General features: G+C 59.9%; 17 protein-coding genes and 1 tRNA gene. 12 read left to right on the forward strand and 6 right to left on the reverse strand.

Annotated elements, in window-relative coordinates; all coding sequences use genetic code 11:
* Window positions 1-134 precede the first annotated feature (134 nt).
* Window positions 135-974: an ABC transporter substrate-binding protein gene (locus HMPREF2842_RS04780; RefSeq protein WP_049349163.1), complete on the reverse strand. Its 840-nt coding sequence runs from the start codon at window positions 972-974 to the stop codon at window positions 135-137.
* Window positions 975-1,228: 254 nt separating this feature from the next.
* On the opposite strand from HMPREF2842_RS04780, the gene HMPREF2842_RS04785 reads away from it, so the two are divergent.
* From HMPREF2842_RS04785 to HMPREF2842_RS09080, 4 genes are all read left to right on the forward strand, one after another.
* On the forward strand, window positions 1,229-1,960 hold the full coding sequence (locus HMPREF2842_RS04785) for a demethylmenaquinone methyltransferase (RefSeq protein ID WP_049349165.1): 732 nt from the start codon (window positions 1,229-1,231) through the stop codon (window positions 1,958-1,960).
* 54 nt (window positions 1,961-2,014) lie between these two features.
* Window positions 2,015-3,076 (forward strand): polyprenyl synthetase family protein, encoded by a 1,062-nt coding sequence (locus HMPREF2842_RS04790; RefSeq protein ID WP_070643047.1) that lies wholly within the window; start codon window positions 2,015-2,017, stop codon window positions 3,074-3,076.
* Between the two features lie 381 nt (window positions 3,077-3,457).
* Entirely contained in the window at window positions 3,458-5,041 is a 1,584-nt protein-coding gene (locus HMPREF2842_RS04795; RefSeq protein ID WP_070615271.1) for a sodium-dependent transporter, read from the forward strand.
* Window positions 5,042-5,049: 8 nt separating this feature from the next.
* Complete coding sequence (locus tag HMPREF2842_RS09080; protein WP_080974200.1) at window positions 5,050-5,193, forward strand: methionine/alanine import family NSS transporter small subunit; 144 nt, start codon at window positions 5,050-5,052, stop codon at window positions 5,191-5,193.
* A gap of 98 nt (window positions 5,194-5,291) precedes the next feature.
* On the opposite strand, the gene rarD is transcribed toward HMPREF2842_RS09080, so the two are convergent.
* Both rarD and HMPREF2842_RS04805 read right to left on the reverse strand, forming a co-directional pair.
* Complete coding sequence (rarD, locus tag HMPREF2842_RS04800) at window positions 5,292-6,263, reverse strand: EamA family transporter RarD (RefSeq protein WP_070643049.1); 972 nt, start codon at window positions 6,261-6,263, stop codon at window positions 5,292-5,294.
* A gap of 188 nt (window positions 6,264-6,451) precedes the next feature.
* Window positions 6,452-7,789: a DUF6882 domain-containing protein gene (locus HMPREF2842_RS04805; RefSeq protein WP_070643053.1), complete on the reverse strand. Its 1,338-nt coding sequence runs from the start codon at window positions 7,787-7,789 to the stop codon at window positions 6,452-6,454.
* Window positions 7,790-8,068: 279 nt separating this feature from the next.
* Between HMPREF2842_RS04805 and HMPREF2842_RS04810 the strand changes: the two genes are divergently transcribed.
* A complete protein-coding gene (locus HMPREF2842_RS04810) occupies window positions 8,069-9,403 on the forward strand; it encodes an SseB family protein (protein ID WP_049338047.1) in 1,335 nt (444 codons plus the stop codon).
* A 114-nt stretch (window positions 9,404-9,517) separates the two neighbouring features.
* Here HMPREF2842_RS04810 and HMPREF2842_RS04815 read toward each other — a convergent pair whose 3' ends face one another.
* Entirely contained in the window at window positions 9,518-10,108 is a 591-nt protein-coding gene (locus HMPREF2842_RS04815) for a Fur family transcriptional regulator (protein ID WP_049353820.1), read from the reverse strand.
* A 194-nt stretch (window positions 10,109-10,302) separates the two neighbouring features.
* Between HMPREF2842_RS04815 and HMPREF2842_RS04820 the strand changes: the two genes are divergently transcribed.
* Together HMPREF2842_RS04820 and htpX are read left to right on the forward strand one after the other, a co-directional pair.
* Window positions 10,303-10,566, forward strand: coding sequence for a hypothetical protein (locus tag HMPREF2842_RS04820; RefSeq protein WP_005504804.1), 264 nt, complete (start codon window positions 10,303-10,305; stop codon window positions 10,564-10,566).
* Window positions 10,567-10,705: 139 nt separating this feature from the next.
* Window positions 10,706-11,590 carry a zinc metalloprotease HtpX gene (gene htpX, locus HMPREF2842_RS04825; protein WP_005504807.1) on the forward strand — a complete coding sequence of 295 codons (885 nt, stop codon included), beginning with the start codon at window positions 10,706-10,708 and terminating at the stop codon, window positions 11,588-11,590.
* A 223-nt stretch (window positions 11,591-11,813) separates the two neighbouring features.
* Here the strand turns inward: htpX and HMPREF2842_RS04830 are convergent, their stop codons facing one another.
* A complete protein-coding gene (locus HMPREF2842_RS04830; protein ID WP_005504808.1) occupies window positions 11,814-12,305 on the reverse strand; it encodes a YajQ family cyclic di-GMP-binding protein in 492 nt (163 codons plus the stop codon).
* 141 nt (window positions 12,306-12,446) lie between these two features.
* On the opposite strand from HMPREF2842_RS04830, the gene HMPREF2842_RS04835 reads away from it, so the two are divergent.
* The 3 genes from HMPREF2842_RS04835 (at window position 12,447) to HMPREF2842_RS04845 (ending at window position 13,908) form a co-directional block, all read left to right on the forward strand.
* On the forward strand, window positions 12,447-12,833 hold the full coding sequence (locus tag HMPREF2842_RS04835; RefSeq protein WP_005504812.1) for a hypothetical protein: 387 nt from the start codon (window positions 12,447-12,449) through the stop codon (window positions 12,831-12,833).
* A gap of 267 nt (window positions 12,834-13,100) precedes the next feature.
* Window positions 13,101-13,182, forward strand: a tRNA-Tyr gene (locus tag HMPREF2842_RS04840).
* A gap of 348 nt (window positions 13,183-13,530) precedes the next feature.
* Window positions 13,531-13,908, forward strand: coding sequence for a thioredoxin family protein (locus HMPREF2842_RS04845; RefSeq protein ID WP_005504813.1), 378 nt, complete (start codon window positions 13,531-13,533; stop codon window positions 13,906-13,908).
* Window positions 13,909-14,004: 96 nt separating this feature from the next.
* On the opposite strand, the gene HMPREF2842_RS04850 is transcribed toward HMPREF2842_RS04845, so the two are convergent.
* A complete protein-coding gene (locus HMPREF2842_RS04850) occupies window positions 14,005-15,279 on the reverse strand; it encodes a DNA-3-methyladenine glycosylase family protein (protein ID WP_070643055.1) in 1,275 nt (424 codons plus the stop codon).
* Between the two features lie 236 nt (window positions 15,280-15,515).
* On the opposite strand from HMPREF2842_RS04850, the gene HMPREF2842_RS04855 reads away from it, so the two are divergent.
* Both HMPREF2842_RS04855 and HMPREF2842_RS04860 read left to right on the forward strand, forming a co-directional pair.
* Window positions 15,516-17,360, forward strand: coding sequence for a DUF2079 domain-containing protein (locus HMPREF2842_RS04855; RefSeq protein WP_070643057.1), 1,845 nt, complete (start codon window positions 15,516-15,518; stop codon window positions 17,358-17,360).
* Between the two features lie 647 nt (window positions 17,361-18,007).
* Window positions 18,008-19,933: DEAD/DEAH box helicase (locus tag HMPREF2842_RS04860; protein WP_070643059.1), on the forward strand; the 1,926-nt coding region annotated here is incomplete at its 3' end.

Raw genomic sequence — 19,933 nt, forward strand, 5'->3', positions numbered from 1 at the left:
GTGTGCTGTTTATCCGTGTGCTGTTCGGTCAAGAGCGTTCTACACGCTCACAAGGGGTGAAGGCCGGAGAATCCCCCAACCCAAAAGTAATAAGGGTACTCCTGAATCGGGGGAGAGGCTAACCGGCTAGACGCTTAGGAAGCGGAGGAAGAGGCGCTCGCGGAGGTGGAGGAAGTGGCACCAACCCACTTGGCCTTCATCTTGTCGAGTTCGCCGTTTTCCTTGAGCTTGGCGATGGTGGCGTTTGCCTTGGTCAGCAGCGCCTTGTTGTTGGAGGAAACTGCTGCGGCAATCTGCTCGGTGTTCTCGGAATCCTGGTAGGCGATCTTGAAAGAGTCCGGGTCATTGGTCAGTGCCTCGGACACCACGGAGAGGTTCGCTGCGACTGCCTTGACCTGACCGGTCTTCAGGGCGGAGAACATGAGGGAGGTGTCTTCGTACTGGATGACCTCTGCACCGTTTTCCTTGGCGTAGGTTTCGCCGCTGGTTGCCTGCTGTGCACCAACGCTGACACCCTTCAGGTCTGCGGCGGAGGTGATGGAGGAACCCTTGGGGACCAGGATTGCCAGGTTGTCGTCGAAGTAGACGGTGGTGAATTCCATCTTGCTCTTACGTTCATCGGTCACGCCGATACCCGCCAGGGCGATATCGCACTGACCGGTAGCCAGGCCGGTACCGGAGTCTAGGCCCTCGAAGCTAATGGAGGTCAGCTGAGCCTTCACGCCCAGGTCGGAGGCGATAGCGTTGGCGATGTCTGCATCCAGACCGACAATGGTGCCGTTTTCTTCGTATTCGAAGGGCTTGTAGGGGGTGTTGGTGCAGACGCTGAGGGTGCCGGACTTGACGAGGCTGACCTCGCCGTTGGCGTCAGAGTTCTCGTTGGCGGTGGAGACGCAGCCGGTCAGGGCCAGAGGTAGCACTGCCAGTAGTGCGAGGGGCTTAAGGGATGCCTTCTTGAGGATTGCGGTGTTCATTGGGATGCTCCTGTGTAGGGTGTGCTCTATGAAATCTATGGTCTATTGTGCGCGCCTATGTTAAAAAATGCAAGCATATACATAAATATTCATAAATTTTTGCTGAATATGAATAATTTACACCCCAAAAACTGAATAAAACCCCGAATTAGCGACTCGAAAACCACTTCAGAACGCACCTTAACGCACCGTGCGACACTACTACGGTTTACCCAACTATCGAATCTAGTAACCTCCATGCCACAATTGAGAGCGTGAACGCAGAGAAGAACACCCGCGCAACCCGCGCAACCCTAGACAAGAAAACCAGCGACATCGCCGCCATGTTCGATACCGTAGCCGAACGCTACGACCTCATGAACGGCATCCTTTCCCTCGGCCAGCACATCTACTGGCGCAAGCAGGCAGTCGCAGCCGTAGACGCGCACCCCGGCCAGAAAGTGCTGGACGTAGCCGCAGGCACCGGAGTCTCCTCCGAACCCTTCGCCGACGCCGGCGTGGACGTCATCGCAGCAGACCTCTCCGAAGGCATGCTGGATGTGGGTCGCCGCCGCCGCCCCGACATGACCTTCGTGCAGGCAGACGTCACCGCCCTACCCTTCGATGACGAAACCTTCGACGCAGTGACCATGTCCTACGGCCTGCGCAACGTCGCAAACTACCCCAAAGCGCTGAGCGAAATCTACCGCGTGCTCAAGCCCGGCGGACGCATCGTCATCCTCGAGTTCTCCACCCCGACTTTCGCTCCCTTCGGCGCGGTCTACAAGAACTACATCATGAAGGCGATCCCGCCGATTGCCCGCGCGATCTCCTCCAATCCCGAATCCTACGAATACCTCGCCGAGTCCATCATCGCCTGGCCCAACCAGCAGGAACTGGCGCAGAAGTTCAAGGAGGCGGGCTTCACCTCCGTGCAGTACCGCAACCTCACCGGCGGTATCGTCGCCATTCATCGCGGTTTCAAGCCCGAAGCACACAACGCATAGACACCGCGTTCACACACCACCGAAGACACCAACACCAAGAAGATAGAAGACACCGTGAGCAACGCAGAGCAGCCCATTGCCGCAACCGACCTGCTGGGAGACCTCGACCTGAAGCTTCCCGCGGGCTTTGAACTCATCGCCGCAGACCCCAAGCTGGGCCCGCAGATTCTCTCCTCCCTGGCGCGTATTGAGGAGCGCCTGGCAGAGGCAATCGCCCAGACCGACCACCTGGCGGATGTCGCATCCCGTCACCTGCTCTCCGCGGGTGGCAAGCGTGTGCGCCCGCTGCTGGCGCTGCTTTCGGCAGCTGTCGACGGCGAAATCAACGACGAGGTCATCGAAGCCGCCGTGGTCGTTGAGCTGACCCACCTGGCAACCCTCTACCACGACGACGTCATGGATGATGCCCCCAAGCGCCGCGGCGTGGACAGCGCCCAGATGATTTGGGGTAACTCCGTCGCAATTCTGACCGGCGACCTGATCTTCTCCCGCGCGTCCCTGCTGGTGTCCGAGCTGGGCACCCGTCCCATGAAGATTCAGTCCCAGACCTTCGAACGTCTGGTGCTCGGTCAGCTCTTTGAGACCACCGGCCCCCGCGAGGGCCAGGACCTGCTCGACCACTACATCGCCGTCATTGAGGGTAAGACCGGCTCCCTGATTGCCGCAGCCGGCGAGTACGGCTCCCTGCTTTCGGGCGCTTCCGAAGACGTTATCTCCATGGTCAAGGCGTACGGCGAGCTGGTCGGCGTGGCATTCCAGCTCGCTGACGACGTGATTGACATTGTGAGCGACGGCAAGACCAGCGGTAAGACCCGCGGCACCGACCTGCGCGAGGGCGTGCCCACCCTGCCGACCATCCTGCTGGACCGCGCGGTAGCCGCTGGCGACGAATCTGCTATCAAGGTTCGTGCACTGCTGGATGCCGATCTCAGCTCCGACGAGGCTCTGGAGACCGCTGTGGAGGCGCTCGCCGCCCACCCGGTCACCCAGGAAGCATGGCAGATCGCCTATGACTGGGCGGACCGCGCGATTGCCGCGATTGCTCCGTTGCCCGAGTCCACCGCGAAGGCTGCGCTGGAGTCCTTCGCTCACGCTGTGGTTCACCGCGAGGGCTAAAATGCCTCACCACGTAACGTGTGCTCTGGCGTAAGCGCTGATGCGTCTCATACTTCAAAACCCCCGCTGAATCTGACTGGATTCAGCGGGGGTTTTCTGCATTATGGCTAGTCAGTACCGGTTTTCAGGGTGGGTGTGAGCGAGTGCCCTGTCCCGCATAGTTCCGTATGCTGGGGTCTTCTTGACCGCTATATGTCTTTAAGGTAATCCTTATAGGCATGCCTGAGGTGCACATCCGCCCTTCAGACGTTTGACGGCTCCCACGCCCACCCCGTGTTGGAGAGCCGTTTACTATTTCTGGACACGAGCAGAGCCCAACCACCCCGACGGGTTATTCTCGCACCAACCATCCGCGTCCCCACACATTCGAGGTTTACAACTATGGGAGCATCTACCCCTAAGGCGCCCACGAAGCGCGAAGGCTTCTCTAGCCGTCGCGTCTTTATCTTTGCCGCCATCGGTTCTGCTGTTGGTCTGGGCAATATTTGGCGTTTCCCCTACATCGCATTTGATAACGGCGGCGGCGCCTTCATGATTCCCTACATTGTCGCCCTGCTGACCGCCGGTCTGACCTTCCTCTTCTTTGACTACGCAATCGGTCACCGTGCGCGTGCGTCGTCCCCGCTGGCTTTCCGCCGTCTGAACCGTAAGACCGAGTTCATTGGCTGGTGGCACATGGGTATTAACTTCGTCATCGCTATCTACTACGCCGCTATTGTGGCGTGGGCTCTGCGTTACATGGTTTTCTCCTTCACCAATGAGTGGGGCGATAACCCGAAGGCGTTCTTCCAGGGCGAGTTCTTGAAGGTCGCAAAGGATCCCGGCGTCTCCCTGGACTTCAACATGAACATCCTGATTCCCATGGTTCTGGTGTGGGGCGTTCTGCTTGCTGTGATGGCTCTGGGTGTTCAGAAGGGCGTGGGCGCAGCCAACATTATCTTCATCCCGCTGCTGCTGGTCATGTTCGTTGGTTTGGTGATTTACTCGCTGACCCTGCCCGGTGCTGTGGACGGTCTGAACGCTCTGTTCACCCCCAGCTGGGACTCCCTGGCTAACCCGGACGTGTGGGTTGCTGCGTACGGACAGATTTTCTTCTCGCTGTCCATTGGCTTCGGCATTATGGTCACCTACTCTTCCTACCTGAAGCCTAAGACTGACCTGACCGGTTCCGGTGCTGTGGTTGGTTTCGCGAACTCCGGTTTTGAGCTTCTTGCTGGCATTGGTGTGTTCGCTGCTCTGGGCTTCATGGCTCAGGCTGCTGGCACCCAGGTGAGCGAGGTTGCGACCAGCGGTATTGGTCTGGCGTTCATCGCGTTCCCGACCATTATTTCTCAGGCACCCGGTGGCGTGCTGATCGGTATCCTTTTCTTCGGTTCCCTGCTCTTTGCTGGTTTCACCTCCCTGATTTCGATTCTTGAGGTGATTATTGCCGGTATTCAGGATAAGTTCGCGACGTCCCGTCTGGCGTCTACCATTCTGGTGATTGTTCCGATGGCTCTGATTTCGCTGCTGCTGATGCCGACCACTACCGGCCTGTACGTGCTGGATATTCTCGATAACTTCGTGAACCTCTTCGGTATTCTGGCTGCCGGCCTGTGCGCCATTATCGTGGTTGCATACGTGGTGCGTGCTCTGCCCGCTCTGGCTGAGCACCTGAACCGCTACTCCTCCATCAAGGTCGGCAAGATCTGGATGGGTCTGCTGGCTGTCGTGACTCCGCTGGTTCTGGGTTACTCCCTGATTCAGAGCGTTTGGAAGCTGATTCAGACTCCGTATGAGGGTTACCCCGCGGATCTGCTGGCGATTTTCGGTTGGGGCATGAGCGCACTGCTGGTGGTTGGCGCGATTGTTATTTCTCTTTTGCCCTGGTCGAAGAAGTCTCGTGCGGCTGAAGAGCCGCCGGCACCTCCGGTGATTTCTGGTCAGGTGGAGCACGGCCACGTTGATTCGACTATTACCCGTTAGGAGCCCTCATGTCTATCTCCGCAATTGTGATGCTCATTGTGGCAATCCTGATCATTTGGGGTGGCCTGGGTTTGGCTCTGCTGAACCTGCACCGTCATCCGGATCTGGATGCCCTCGATGATGCTGCTGAGGCTCAGGGTTCTGAGCTTTAGCGTGTGAACGCGACATAAAGTGATGCCCCGCAGGCGTTAGCCTGCGGGGCATCATTGTGTTTTGTGCGGGACTGTGTTTTGTGCGGATTTGGGGAGAGCTACTTGCTCTGCACGTCTTCAGCCTGTACCAGCGGAATCATGCCGGTTTCCGGGTCGGACAGCGCGGAGGCGCGGTAGGAGCGGGAAGCGCGCACCGCATCCACGGTGAAAATGATGAGCGCAATCCAGATGAGGCTCAGACCCAGCACCTTATCGGCGCTCATCTGCTCGTGCAGAACGGTCAGCGCCAGAACAAACTGGATGGTCGGGCCCAGGTACTGAACCATGCCAATGACTGACAGCGGTAGAGCCTTGGTAGCCGCCGCAAAGAGCATGAGGGGCACAACGGTGACCACGCCGGTGGAGGCGAGGAGCCAGAAATGTCCGGGACCCTCACTGAAGAGAGTCATCTGCCCCTGCGCGTTCAGCACAAGCAACGCTGCTATGCCCAGAGGCGCCAGGATAAAAGTCTCTAGAGACAGCGAGATGAGGGGGCTCACGTCGTGGGCTACACGCGCCTTGAGCAGGCCGTAGATGCCGAAGGAGAATGCCACGCCCAGACCCGTCCAAGGCACCTGACCGTAGATGAGGCTCATCATCAGCACGGCAATACATGAAATCACCACGGACACCCACTGCGCGGCGCGCAGGCGCTCCTGCAGGAAAATCACGCCCAGCACCACGGAGACTAGCGGGTTAATGAAATAGCCCAGAGACACGTCAATCGTGTGGCCGCTGGTCGTTGCCATCACGTAGATAAGCCAGTTCGCGCCGATGAGGAACGATGCCGCCGTTAGCACCAGCATGATGCGGCGATTCTTGAGAGCGCGGCGGAAGTCCGCGGTTGCCCGCACAATCGGTAGTAGCAGGGCGCAGAAAATGAGGGAGAAGACCACTCGCGCCACCACAATCTCAATCGGTCCTGCTGGCGCCATCAGCACAAAATACAGGGGGAGCAGACCCCAAATGATGTAGGTGCCGATGATGGTGATAAACCCGTTGCGGGTGGTGTGCTTCTGCGTTTCTGACATGGTTTCGTCTGACCTGATTCTTCGGTTACGTTCTTCTAAGCTATTCATCGGGATGCGCCAGCTGGGTACCCACACAGGTTTCGATGCGCGCACACTACTGTACCCGATACGGGGTGCAGCATACGCTAGGGACGCCTCAGGCGCGGTACCACGAGGATACCGCGCCTGAGGAATGCTGCGTATTCGGTTTAGAGGCCGAAGAAGCGGGAGAAGAAGCCCTTCTTCTTGGGCTGCTCTGCCTCGCGGCGTGCAGTTTCTTCCTGCTCGCGGCGGGCTGCCTCTTCGTGCTCTGCCTGCAGGTCGGGAGCTGCGCCAGCGTTGCGGATGGGCTCCACGTGCTGCTCTTCGTATTCTGCTGCATCCTGCTCAGCCTCTGCGGACTGCTCAGCTGCAGTCTCAACGGCGACCGGCTCCTCAGCGTACTCTGCGGAAGCCTCAACGGTCTCGTACTCGGGCTGCTCGGCGCCGATGGACTCGTCGGTGTAGACGCGAGCCTGCTCGGTCTCCTCTGCCTCGTACTCGCCGGGCAGGGTCTCCACGGTGACCAGGCCGGGCTCTGCGTACTCTGCCGGCTCCTGATCGAAGGGAGCTTCGTCGGCGGGGTAGAGGTTTTCGGTGCTCTCAACGCCGGGTACCTCGGTGTCTGCGACCGGTGCGTGCTCGGCGATCTCGACGGCGCGCTCTGCTTCAGCCTCGGCACGTGCGGCGGCGCGTTCTGCTGCCTCCTGCTCGCGCTGTGCGTTCTGAGCGGCTGCCTCTGCGGCTGCCACGCGCTCAATCTCGGTGCGCAGTGCGGCGAGGGATTCGCGACGCTGTGCGGCAGCGGCTGCGCACTGCTCCAGAACCTCGGGGCCAACCTGAGGCTCAGCCTGCTCGATGCCGCTGATGCGACCCTCGTCGAACCACAGGCGCAGGGCACCGTCGGTTGCGGTCAGCACGGCGGTTGCCTCGGTGTCCCAGGCGATGTGGAAGCCGCGCTGCTGAGCGTAGGAGTCCACCGCCAGAACCTGGTTGTGGATCTCTTCGCTCTGCAGGGTCTTAGCGATGACGCGGCCAATACCCTTGTAGGTCGGTGCCTCGAGGGTCAGCTCAGCGCCCTCCAGCAGGGTCCATGCGCGCACGCCAGCGCCCGCGGGCAGCGGGTAGTGTGCGTACAGGCCGCTGATGGTCTTGGTTGCCAGGGTCAGGCGGCGTGCCAGGGACTCGGAGAGGGGCAGCTCGTCGGTGGTCAGTTCGGCCAGGCCGTCACGCTCACCGGTTTCGCGCGCCTGAATAGCGGCGGAAACAACGGAGTCGGGGAAGTAGCCCAGCTGCTGCCAAGACCAAATCCAAGTACCGCGGTTCTCGGATTCGGTGCCCAGCAGGTGCGGCTTGAGCGAAAGCGGGGGAGTGGTCTCAAAATCCAGAGACTGGGAGGTGAAATCCACGTTCCACTCGGAGGTACCCACGAGCTCAGCGAGTCGAGCCTGGTACTCGGTGGAGATAAAGATCGATGCGTCGATAAGGTCCTGCAGAGAATTCGTCATGCTTCAAGATTATCAACCTTTTAGCGTTCACTATGCCGTGTATCCCCGGTTTTAGTGTGCGCTTTAGGCGTATTGGACGTTAAGAGGGTCGAATGGGCCATCTAGAGAGGTGCAGGGGAGAGATAGAGCATATATCTTTCGGCGTAAACTATCTGCGTTGAGTGCCTGTGTTCGTTAGAATCGAAGAGACGGCTTCTTCCGGCACCCTGTAAGCCGACACTACGACCGAACACGGATGCCTCCAGCCGCGCCGTATTCACACTCAAGGATGTATGAACTATGACTGAACCCCGCCTCGCCGAGACGAGTAGCCGCGCCGCGCGCATCCAGGATGCGCTGAACAACATTGGAAGCTGGCTGCTGGATGTCGTTAGTGTTGACCCCGGCTGGAGCGAAATGGTGCTGGACGTCAAACCTCTGGCAGGTCAGATTTTCGTGCGTGTGCGTGAATTCCGCGACGGTGAAGAGTTCATTGGCACTATCGGCCCGCTCAAGGACGGCTCGCCCATTATTGCTGAGGTTCGCAAGTTGCAGCGTGCCGCCTACGACGGTAACCGCGGCACCTGGTTCACCGCCTCCATTGTGGTGGCGGCAACCGGCTGGCCGAACCCGCAGTTCAGCGTGGGTGCCTCCTATAACCGTGACGATGAGCCCGCCAGCTGGAAGAATGAAGGCACCCTGACCGCGACCGACGTGCGTGAGCACCTGACTGAGTTCCCGCGTGACGCGTCGCGTATTCCCGCCTGGGCTCGTGAACGTATGGAGGGTCGCGCCCGCCACTCTGCCGCCGCGGCGCTGTCTTCGAGCGAGCACGAGATTCCGAACCCCTACCTGGTCGCCGCTCTTGAGACGTTCCGTAACGATGTGCAGGAGCGAACCCTCATTAACGTGGTTCGCACGATGCTCGGCGGCGACGTTCTACTGGATGCGACCGGTTCCCTGCTGATTCCGTCTGAGACCGACCCGATGGGCCCCGAGTCGGTGCTGACCCACCAGGTCATTCGTATGCCCGAGACCGGTATGCAGGCGCTGTGCGTGTTCTCCTCCTCCGAGCACATTGGCAAGAGCTACGTGCGTCAGGAGTCCGAGGGCGACGAGCTGATTCTGCGTGAACCGGCGATGAAGGTCTTTATCGATTTCCTCGGCAACGAGGCGCTGGACCTGATTGTGGTTGACCCCGGCACCGACCACGAGTGCTACATTGAGCGCGCTCAGGTGCAGTGGATTGTCACTTCGCCCCGTAACGACGGCGCGAAGATGGCGCTGACCCAGGACAACATGCAGATGCTGCTCGGCTCGCTGGTGTCCCCGGCGTCCGTGCTGCTGGTGGGTGTTGACCCGGCTGACCCGTCCGGTACCTCTTTCGTCTTTGACCCGGATGAGAACGGCAACCCGCAGAGCCTGCTGGTGTTCACTTCGCCCATTGAGATTGCGGCACTGGATCCGCATATTGAGGTGCGTTCGGCGAACGCCCTGGATATTCTGCGTTACGCCCTGGAGATTGGTGCTCCGAGCGTGAAGGTGAACGCGATTAACCCCTCCACGGTGTTGACCGCGGCGCAGATTCGCGAGCTGCTGGAGATTGTGGGCTCGCAGCCCCGCATGGGTGCCTAAGCTCCTGCATTAAATAACTTAAACCGTTGAGGCGGCGACACTGCTTGTGTCGCCGCCTCAACGGTTTAAAAGCTCTCATGACCGAGCCTGCCCGATTTCCCGAGCTCTATAGGGTTATGAAGCTAGGGCGCGTGTTGCCGCTTCCTGCTGGGCGCGGGCGAGTGCCGCCTCCTGCTCGGTCTGGCAGTCTACACATACGCCCTGGTAGAGCACGTCTGCGCTGAAGAGTGCCATGCCGTGAAAATCGCTGGGGGTCAGGCAGGGTGCGGAGCCGACCGCGCAGTCCACGTCTTCGACCTTGCCGCAGCGTACGCAGAAGGCGTGGTGGTGGTTGTCGCCCGTGCGGGTTTCGTAGAGGGCGGGGGTTCCCGGCGGCTCAAACTTACGCAGCAGGTCGATGTCGGTCAGGTCGGCAAGAATCACGTAGACCGACTGAACCGTAATGGCGGGGATGCGCTCGCGGACTGCCTGCACGATGGTGTCGGCGGTGGAGTGCGGGTGTTCCTGCACTGCGTGGAGTACGGCGAGGCGCTGCTTGGTGACGCGGCGGCCCCTGGCGCGCAGTCCGGTGGTCCATGCTTCTTCGAGCTGTTCGGGGCTCATTGCGGAGAGCAGGGGCAGGCCGGTGGTGTGGGCGCAACCGGTGTTGTGATGGTCTGGGTGCTGGGTCTTCTTCGTATCGGAGGTTGTCTTTGCGTCGGTCATAGGTTTAAGTCTACACATTATTATGAGAAATTCATCATTATTTTATGAAAAGCTCATAATAAGCCGGCAGGGCGTCCCTTTCATCCACTCTGTGGCGCCCCTCCTCGCCCCGGCCTCGGGTGTGAAGAGATGCCGTACAATCAAAGAACCTAGAGTAACCCGTACCGGCAATCACCATCAAGGAGGATAGGGTCATGGTGTACGACTTCACAAACCCCATCTACATTCTGCTGATGATTCTGCTCTTCGGTGTGCCCATCGTGACCCCGGTGATTTACGGCCAGTACCGCAGTACTACCACCGGTTTTGATCTGGAAGGTCAGCTGATGCTCGGCCTGCTCTTCATCCTTTTCCTGGGTGCTTACGGCACGATTCTGCTGCTGGGTATTTTCCCCACTGCTACGGCGCAGGTGCTGGAGCAGGTGCCCCTAGTAAATATCCCTGGCGCTATTCCCTAATCCCTTATGAGCTTTCGGCGCATGGGTGACGCTCTGGGTGAATCTGCGCTCCAGAAGGTGCGCACGCGAGTGCTTGCACGTATTCTATAGAGTCAAGTACACGCTGTACGCACTGACCTAATTGTTCAGGAGGATACCCATGCACAGCCATAACAACGGACTGAAAACTGCCCTGTTGATGGGCTCCATGGTGGGCATGATGCTGCTCATCGGTGGCCTGCTTTCGGCGACTTTCCGCACCTCCATTTTCATCTGGGTTATGGGCCTGTTTAGCTTGGGTTCGGTCGCGTACACCTACTGGAACTCCGATAAGCTTGCTCTGCGTTCCATGAATGCTTACCCGGTCAGCCGTGAAGAGGTTCCGGTGCTTTACGACATTGTGGAGGAGCTGTCCTCCCGCGCGGGCCAGCCCATGCCCGCCCTCTATGTGGCACCGACCATGACTCCGAACGCGTTCGCGACCGGTCGTAACCCGCAGAATGCGGCGGTGTGCTGCACCGAGGGTATTTTGCAGTTGCTGGATGAGCGCGAGATGCGCGGCGTGCTCGGCCACGAGCTGATGCACGTGTACAACCGCGATATCCTCACCTCTTCGGTGGCGGCGGGTATCGCCTCCATTATCGGTACTGTGGCTCAGTTCCTCTCGTTTGGCGCGATGTTCGGCGGATCCAACCGCGATGGTGAACGCGCCAACCCCCTCGCCATGTTCGTGGTTGCCATGCTGGCTCCCATTGCTACGCAGGTCATTCAGATGGCCATTAGCCGCACCCGCGAATTTGATGCCGACGAAGATGGTGCACGTCTGACCGGTGATCCGCTGGCTCTGGCTTCGGCGCTGAACAAGCTGGAGAGCGGTGTGTCCATGTATCCGATGGACCCGAACAACCGCAACACGGAGGCGGCGAGCGCCATGATGATTGCGAACCCCTTCGGTTCGCTGAAGAACATGCTCTCTACTCACCCGCCGATGGACCAGCGTATTGCGCGTCTGCAGCAGCAGGCTCGTGAGATGGGGCAGTACTAAGTCTTTTCTTCGCTGAATCATCCGGGCGCGAGTGTGTCACTGTATGCATGTGACGCTGTACGAATATGACCCGGCGTGACGATTATGACCCGCGATGACGGGGCTACAGACAAAAATCCTCGGGGTGGCTACTGTGGAAGTAGTCGTCCCGAGGATTTTTTGCGCTCGATGGTGCGCGTCGGATGCGACGGGTGCATCCGCCGGCTCCATTGGACCCGAGCGCTTAGCGGTAGTTGACGAACTGCAGGTCAATCTCAAGGTCAGCGGACTTGAGCATTGCAATGACTTCCTGCAGGTCATCGCGGGACTTGGAGGAGACGCGCAGCTCATCACCCTGGATGTTTGCCTTCACGCCCTTGGGACCCTCTTCGCGAATCATCTTGGAGATCTTCTTCGCCTGGTCCTGCGCGATGCCTTCCTTGATGGAGCACTCGATACGGGTTTCCTTGCCGGATGCGTAGGGCTTGCCGGAGTCCAGGGACTTCAGGGAGATGCCGCGCTTGACCAGCTTGGACTGGAAAACGTCGAGCACTGCCAGGGCGCGCTCTTCGGCGTTTGCCTTGATGAGGATCTTATCGCCGGAGTAGTCGATTTCTGCACCTACGCCGCGGAAGTCGTAACGCTGGGAGATTTCCTTCTGCGCCTGGTGCAGTGCGTTGGAAACTTCCTGCTTGTCCACCTTGGACACAATGTCGAATGACGATTCGCTAGCCATGGGCTTTCCTTTCGTGAATGAGGTGCTACTGGCACCGGTTAGTACTAGCCTACCGGGTTGGGGCTCTTGTTCACAGCTAACTATCAGAATAACGGGCCTGTTTTACAGGTGTTACTAACCTTAAAAGAGGACAATAGAAACATGACCACTCCTAACCTGTCCACGACGGACCTGCGCACGAGCGAGGAAGCTCGCGACCTGCAAACCCTGCTCTTCATTGACTTGCATACCTCTCTGGGCGCTGAGCCCGAAGGTATTCCTGAGGCTGAGCGCCTCAACGAGTCTGACCACCACGATATTCATCTTGACCTGCATGCGGAAGAGTCTAAGCATTCTCCTTTTGAAGGCATTGGTATTACTCTGACTGAGCCTTCGCTGGTGGCACGTTTCCGTGGCGTTCGCCGTGACCTGGAGCGTGAGATTGCCGGTGACATGTGCACTGTGGAGCAGGCGCGCCGCTATCTGGAGCACCTGGAGATTGTGCTTCTGCTTGAGCAGGATGGCGATACTCCGTCCCGCTCCTTCTAAAGCTGCTGTAGGCATTGGCTTTATTCACGGCTTTATTCATGAGGGCTTTATTCAATTAGGATGAGGGCGCGGGCGCTGCGATAGATATGCGCGGTAGATATGGATGCGCGGTGAGCGTGCACCGACGCTCTGATGTGACGAAAAGACGATAAATATAACCAGATATATAACCTTCGTCACAAAACCCTGTGTGAAGTGTACAAGTCCCTAAAACTGCTGTAGAGTAGTCTCTGTTCGCTTGAGCGAGCAACTAGCACCTAGCTAGGCGGCAGGTTACCCGAGCGGCCAAAGGGGGCTGACTGTAAATCAGCTGGCACTGCCTACGGGGGTTCGAATCCCTCACCTGCCACAAATAGCCCGGTTACGAAAGTAACCGGGCTTTTGTGTATCTAAAACCAGTTTCAGGGTGGCTCCCGCAGCGGCCTTCCGTGGGTGCGCCCGTTTTTCCCGATGTCCGCGAGGGGCTTTCTTGCGGGAGGGGAGGGAGAGCTCACACGGGGGCTTTCGCCTGCCGGGTCGTGCGCCTCCATCACCTGGTGCGGAACCTTTCGCGGGAGCCTCCGCGACACGCCCGCGGGCCGGCTGAAACTGCCGCGGAAAGAGCCAACTATGACGGCAATTTGTCATATCTTTCACAATGTTTGAATCCCAGGGCGAACAATTAGCGATTGGGGTCTTGAGGGTGTAGCTTTATCTCATGGCTACTATTGAAATTACTCAGCAGAACCTGACTGCTACCGTCGAGAGCAATGACATCGTCTTCCTGGACTTCTGGGCAGATTGGTGCGGTCCCTGCAAGCAGTTCTCCCCCGTCTACGAGGCGGCTTCGGAGAAGCACAGCGACATTGTTTTCGGCAAGGTTGACACCGAGGACCAGGGCCAGCTCGCTCAGGCAGCAGGCATCACCTCCATCCCCACCATCATGGGCTTCCGTGGCGGTATCCTGGTTTACCAGCAGGCCGGCGCACTGCGCGAAGACCAGCTGGAGACCGTGATTGGTTCGATCCGCGAGCTCGACATGGACAAGGTCCGTGCAGAAATCGCAGCAGCAGAGGGCTCTGCAGAGAAGAAGTAAGCTCACCACCACAAAAGAGCTTGAACGGGGCGCACCCGCCGGCACAACCGGCTGGGGCGCCCCGTCCCCTTTTAACCTCGTTAGGGTGCATGCGTGTTAGCGGTCGCGGTGATCTTCAATGGTCATGCGCGCCCCGAACCTCTGCTTTGAGAAGCCAGAAGCATGCATGAGCCGCACCAGACGTTGCCGATGCGGGCTGTAGGGTACCAGCAGGGCGAGCATACCCGCATCATCGGTGCGTTGACCGGTGAATAGCTCACCGACCGCGTGCGCCAGATGGTAGTCGCCCACGCTGATGGCATCTGGATGCCCGCACACGCGCTGCAGAACCTCGGAAATACTCCACGGGCCCACGCCGCGCACAGTGTGCAGGCTCCGCGCCAGAAGCGCCACGTCGCCTTCTGCCGCAATGTTTTTCAGAGACTCGGCGGAACGAGCGTAAGCGTACACGGCATCGTAGCGGCTTTTATCAACGCCCGCCCGATGCCAATCCCAGGTGGGAATCGTCGCCAGGGTCCGGGCGCTTGGGTAGACGCGCATGCCTTCGGGCTGATGCCCCAACCCGGTCGATGGGGCGGGGGAGCCGTACTTTCGCAGAACCCAGCCTAAGGTTCTGAACGCTTCGGTCTGGGTGATGCGCTGCTCCACAATGGCGTTGAGCATCTGCCGGTCCAACTGCCCCGAGGCGCTGAGGCGGAGCCCCGGATTCTGCCGCCACGCCTGCTGAATACGCGGCGGAAGAGCCTCAAAAGACGACAGCGCGCCAAACTGTTCGGCGGGGTCGTGCAACCCCAGCCAGTACGTCATTTCCTGCGCCAGCGCCTGAAGATCGGCTCGCGCCTGCATCTGCTGATCTGCGGCACTATAAGAAACCCAGATGCGAATACGCACCGGGCGCATCAGCAGGCGATGCAGGGAGGGGAGAGCCTCGGCGCGGGCGGTCACCTGCTCGGCTGGCCGCGCCAAACGTTCGGCGTACAGCACCGCCGGGAACTCGTGAAACGGCGTGCGAGCCGTCACCCAGATTCGCTCGGCACCATCCGCGCGGCTCAGCGCACGATACGAAAGATCCTGAGCACCGCGGCGCAACGAACCCAAAGTCTGCGCCAACTGCACCGGAACATGCGGCTCAATCACAACCTCGCACGCCTCGGGAGCCAGAGCGCCGGGAAGGGGCGAAGCGGCGGGGGAGAGAGTACGAACCTGAACGCGCGGCTGGCTAAGAATGGTAGGCTCCTGAAGAACATCCGCAAGCGCTGGCGCATAGGGCACACCAGCTGCCGCCAAAGGATGCCGGATGCGCCGTGCACCCGCTGCCGCGCGGCTACCGGAGGTCGCACCGCCGGGGTTTGAGGAAGGAAACGTACTCACCCCACCAGTCTATGCGCCCAAACCGGGCAGCAACATCCGCGGCAGATAATTGCGGACCAAGATACAAAAAGTGCAGGAAGGGCAGGCACGCCACTAATGCGATACCCTAAAGGGTAGAGCGAGAACGAACGCAAACTCCGCCACCGGCACGACACAGGCTATGCGTTCCGCCCGTTCACAAGGGCGCCCACGCCCGGACACGCACCCCGGACATACACCCCGAGAGAAGGACGCCTATGGCAGCGGAAGCACAAGAAGCATCCTCGAATACTGACGCACCTGAACAGAAGAACAGCGCCGCCACCAGTGCGGGCCGTACTCAGCGCGCCAAGAAACAGCCGCGTCAGTCCCTCACCGAGCGCGTCAAGAGCATCCGCCCCCTCGAACTACTACCCGGTCTGCTGCTTGCCGCCGCCGTCATGGCGTTGTACACCTACTACTCGCTGCAGCAGATGAAGCACTGGATTACGCCCTCCTGGGACCTGGCGATTTTCACCCAGATGGCACAGGCCTACTCGCATTTCTCCGTGCCCATCGTGCCGATTAAGGGGCCCGACTTTAACCTCTGGGGTGACCACTTCCACCCGATTCTGGTGCTTCTGGGACCCATCTACGCGCTGTTCCCCTCGCCGACCACGCTACTGGTCGTGCAGAACGCCCTGGTCGCCTTCGCAAGCTTCGCCATTGTGCGCTTCACTCAGCGTGCCTTCGCGCTCGCCCAGAAAACTGAAGATGCGCAGAAGAACGAACCTGCGCAGAATGCTCAGTCCGCAAAACTTCAGAGCGTCATCCCGACCCTCACCGGTCTGCTGCTCGGCGCCGGATTCGCCCTCAGCTTCGGCGTTCAGCAGGCTATCGCCGCCCAATTCCACGAAGTAGCCTTCGCCGTGCCGCTGCTTGCCATGAGCCTCGGTTACCTGGTGCTTGCCTCACGAGTGAGTGGCACCGAACGTGCCCGCTACCTCGCCTACGCTTGCTGGTGGTCCCTGCCCATTGCCTTCGTCAAAGAAGATATGGGTATTACTGTCGCAGCCATCGGCCTCATCATCTTTATCCGCACCGGCTGGTTGAGCACCGCTGTTGACATTCTGATGCCGCGCCTTTCCGCTGGTACTCCCGCCCCCATGCGTGCCCGCATGCAGCAGCTCTACTCCTCGTGGGCACGCACCCCCGCCGTCGCAGAATCCACCATGGTCATGATGTGGGGTGTGTTCTGGTCTGTCGTCGCCGTCTACGTGATTCTGCCCTACTTCAATAGCGGTGGAAACTTCGATTACGCCGACAAGGTGAACTTCTCCGCAGCCCTGGGCGACCCCTTCGGCTCAGCGCAGCAGATGCTCAGCAACAACACCAAGCTGGCAACCCTCGGCCTGCTGCTCATTACCGGCGCAATCCTCTGGGTCATTTCTCCGCTCGCGGCAATTGCCCTGCCGACCCTCGCCTGGCGTCTGCTCTCCACCATGGAATCCTACTGGGCAAGCACCTGGCACTACTCGCTCGTGCTCATGCCCGTCGTCTTCCTCGCCCTGCTCGACGCCGTCATGCGGATACGTTACGGCGTGGTTCCCGCCGCGATTCCGGTGCGTTTGGGTGCGCGAGTAGCCGATAGCGCCTCCGTGCAGGAGGCCGATGCAGCGGCTGAGCCTGGCCGCCTCAGCGCCATGGCACGCCGCATGCCCGTATGGGCTCTACCCGCCGCGGCGCTCTTCCTTGCCGCGTCCCCGATTTTTGTGCCCGGCTCCCAGCAGCCCCTCGCATCCCTGGGTAATGCGCAGTTCACCGCCTCCGCGCTGACCACCACTGACCAGATGAAGCAGGACGCCGTGCAGAAGGTACCTGAAGGGGTATCGGTCGCATCTGACCTGTCGATTCTGACCCAGCTGATTCCCGGTCGTACCGTCTACTGGATTGGACACACCGGTAAGCCAGCGCCCGACTACGTGGTCATCGACCGCATGAGCAACTCCTGGGGCGGCAACCCGCCGACCAACGCCGCACAGTATGCGGCTGACCGCTACGGCAGCTCCTACGCTAAGTATGCGACTGTCGGCACGATTGATATTGTGCGACGCGTCGACTAGCCCCTCGGCTCAGCAACTGAAAGAGCGTCCACCCCGCACGCAGCGGGGTGGGCGCTCGCCGTTAAGAGATGAGGTTTTAAGCACCTTTTGGGGTTAAATGGACGCCGCTAAGGTAGACTAGGTAGAATACGGGAACCCCCGATGAAGGTCTTGTGCGCACCCGGCACCCAAGGTGGTGCTGGAATTGTAGGTGCGCCGTACTCACCATCACCGATTGATACGCCCCATAAATTTGCGGTTTACACCGTACACGCGGGCTTCTCTTAACGATCTCTGGTCCAGCGTCTTTGCTGCGTCTGCTGTAACAGACACACCACCGCCGTAGAGCGGGAAGGCGAACCACCAGGAATACGTGACATTGCATGTGAGCATTACCCACCCTGTACACCCTGATTCACAGGAACTACTGTGCGTTGAGCGTAGAGTACGAACAAGCGTGCGGATAATGTGCCGAGAAATTCAAGACCACCCCCAGCAAAGAGCCGCTACCCGTAGCATCCGCAGAACACCTCTGCAGAATGTGCCGGTAACGGAGGACCCCTGGACGCTCTACTCCCCAGGGGATGATGTGTGGCTGGGCCGTGAAGGGGACACCCGGTAAGCGCCGAAAAGCGTGCGCTATCCACCCCTACCGTATAGAGGAAAAATTGACTGAGAATACTGCTACCCCGGCCGAACTGAACGCCGAGGCAGAGACCGTTGTGACCACTGAGAACATCACCGAGAACACCGTTGAGAGCCCTGCTGTAGAAGCAGAAGAAACCATCGCAGAAGCTACTGCAGAAGCACCCGCCGAAGAAACCGCCGACAAGGCTGAAGAAGAAGGCGTACGCTTCACCGACCTGGGCCTGGACGCACGCGTCCTGGCAGCCCTGGAAGAGGTAGGCTACGAGAAGCCGTCCCCCATTCAGGAACAGACTATCCCCCTGTTGCTTGAGGGCCACGACGTGGTTGGTCTGGCACAGACCGGTACCGGTAAGACCGCAGCATTCGCGCTGCCGGCACTGTCCCGCATGGCTGAACTCGCCGACATCAACGGCGTCTCCCGCGACACCCAGGTTCTGGTCCTGGCACCCACCCGCGAGCTGGCTCTGCAGGTTGCAGAAGCCTTCTCCTCCTACGCAACCCACATGGAGGACTTCACCGTCCTGCCCATCTACGGTGGCTCCCCCTACGGCCCGCAGCTGGCTGGTCTGCGCCGCGGTGCGCAGGTCGTCGTCGGTACCCCCGGCCGCGTGATTGACCACCTGGAAAAGGGGTCCCTGGACCTGTCCAACCTGCAGTACCTGGTACTCGATGAAGCAGACGAAATGCTGCGCATGGGCTTCGCCGAAGACGTGGAAAAGATCCTCGAAGGCACCCCCGACAGCAAGCAGGTTGCCCTCTTCTCCGCAACCATGCCCAACTCGATCCGCAAGATCGCTCAGCAGTACCTGAACGACCCCCGCGAGGTTCGCGTCAAGGCTAAGACCACCACCAGCTCAAACATCTCCCAGCGCTACATGCAGGTCATGCACTCCCACAAGCTGGACGCAATGACCCGCGTGCTCGAGGTTGAAAACTACGACGGCATCATCGTCTTCGTGCGCACCAAGAAGGAAACCGAGGAAGTTGCCGACAAGCTGAAGGCACGCGGTTTCGCGGCAGCAGCGATTAACGGTGACATCCCCCAGCAGCTGCGTGAGCGCACCGTTGACGCCCTGCGTGACGGCCGCATTGACATCCTCGTGGCAACCGACGTGGCGGCACGCGGCCTGGATGTTGAGCGCATCTCCCTGGTCGTCAACTACGACATCCCCCACGACACCGAGTCCTACGTGCACCGCATCGGTCGTACCGGCCGTGCAGGTCGCGAAGGTGCCGCAATCCTCTTCGTCACCCCGCGTGAGAAGTACATGCTGCGTCAGATCGAGAAGGCAACCCGCCAGAAGGTCGAGCCGATGCACATGCCCACCGCAGAGGCAGTGAACGAGACCCGTAAGCAGCGCTTCGCACAGCAGATTACCGAGACCATCGAGTCTGAGGACCTGAGCTTCTTCCGCCAGATTATCGAGGACTACGAGAACGAGCACGACACCACCGCTGAGGACATTGCGGCTGCACTGGCTGTTATCGCCCAGCAGGGTCGCCCGTTCTTCCTGGATGAGGAAGAGGATATCGCGCGCAACTCCCGCCCCTTCTCCGACGACGATTCGGACCGCGGCGGCCGCAAGGCAAAGCGCGCGCACAACGACGAGGGCATGGTCAACTACAAGTTGAACGTTGGCCGTTCCTCCCGTGTGACCGCAGGCGCTATCGTGGGTGCGCTGGCTAACGAGGGTGGCATTAAGGGCTCCCAGATTGGCTCCATCGACATTCGCCAGCACTTCACCATTGTTGGCCTGCCTGAGGACCTGCCCCGCGACTTCTTCGACCGTCTGCGTGACACCAAGATCGCTGGCGAGTTCATCAACATCCGCAAGGACAACGGTCCCAAGGGCGGCGGCGGTGGCCGTAGCTTCGGTGGTGGCCGTCGTGAGGGTGGCTACCGCGGCAACCGTGAGGGTGGTCGCGACTTCGGTGGTCGTGATAAC

This window comes from Rothia sp. HMSC069C10 (assembly GCF_001812205.1).
Classification (GTDB): domain Bacteria; phylum Actinomycetota; class Actinomycetes; order Actinomycetales; family Micrococcaceae; genus Rothia; species Rothia mucilaginosa.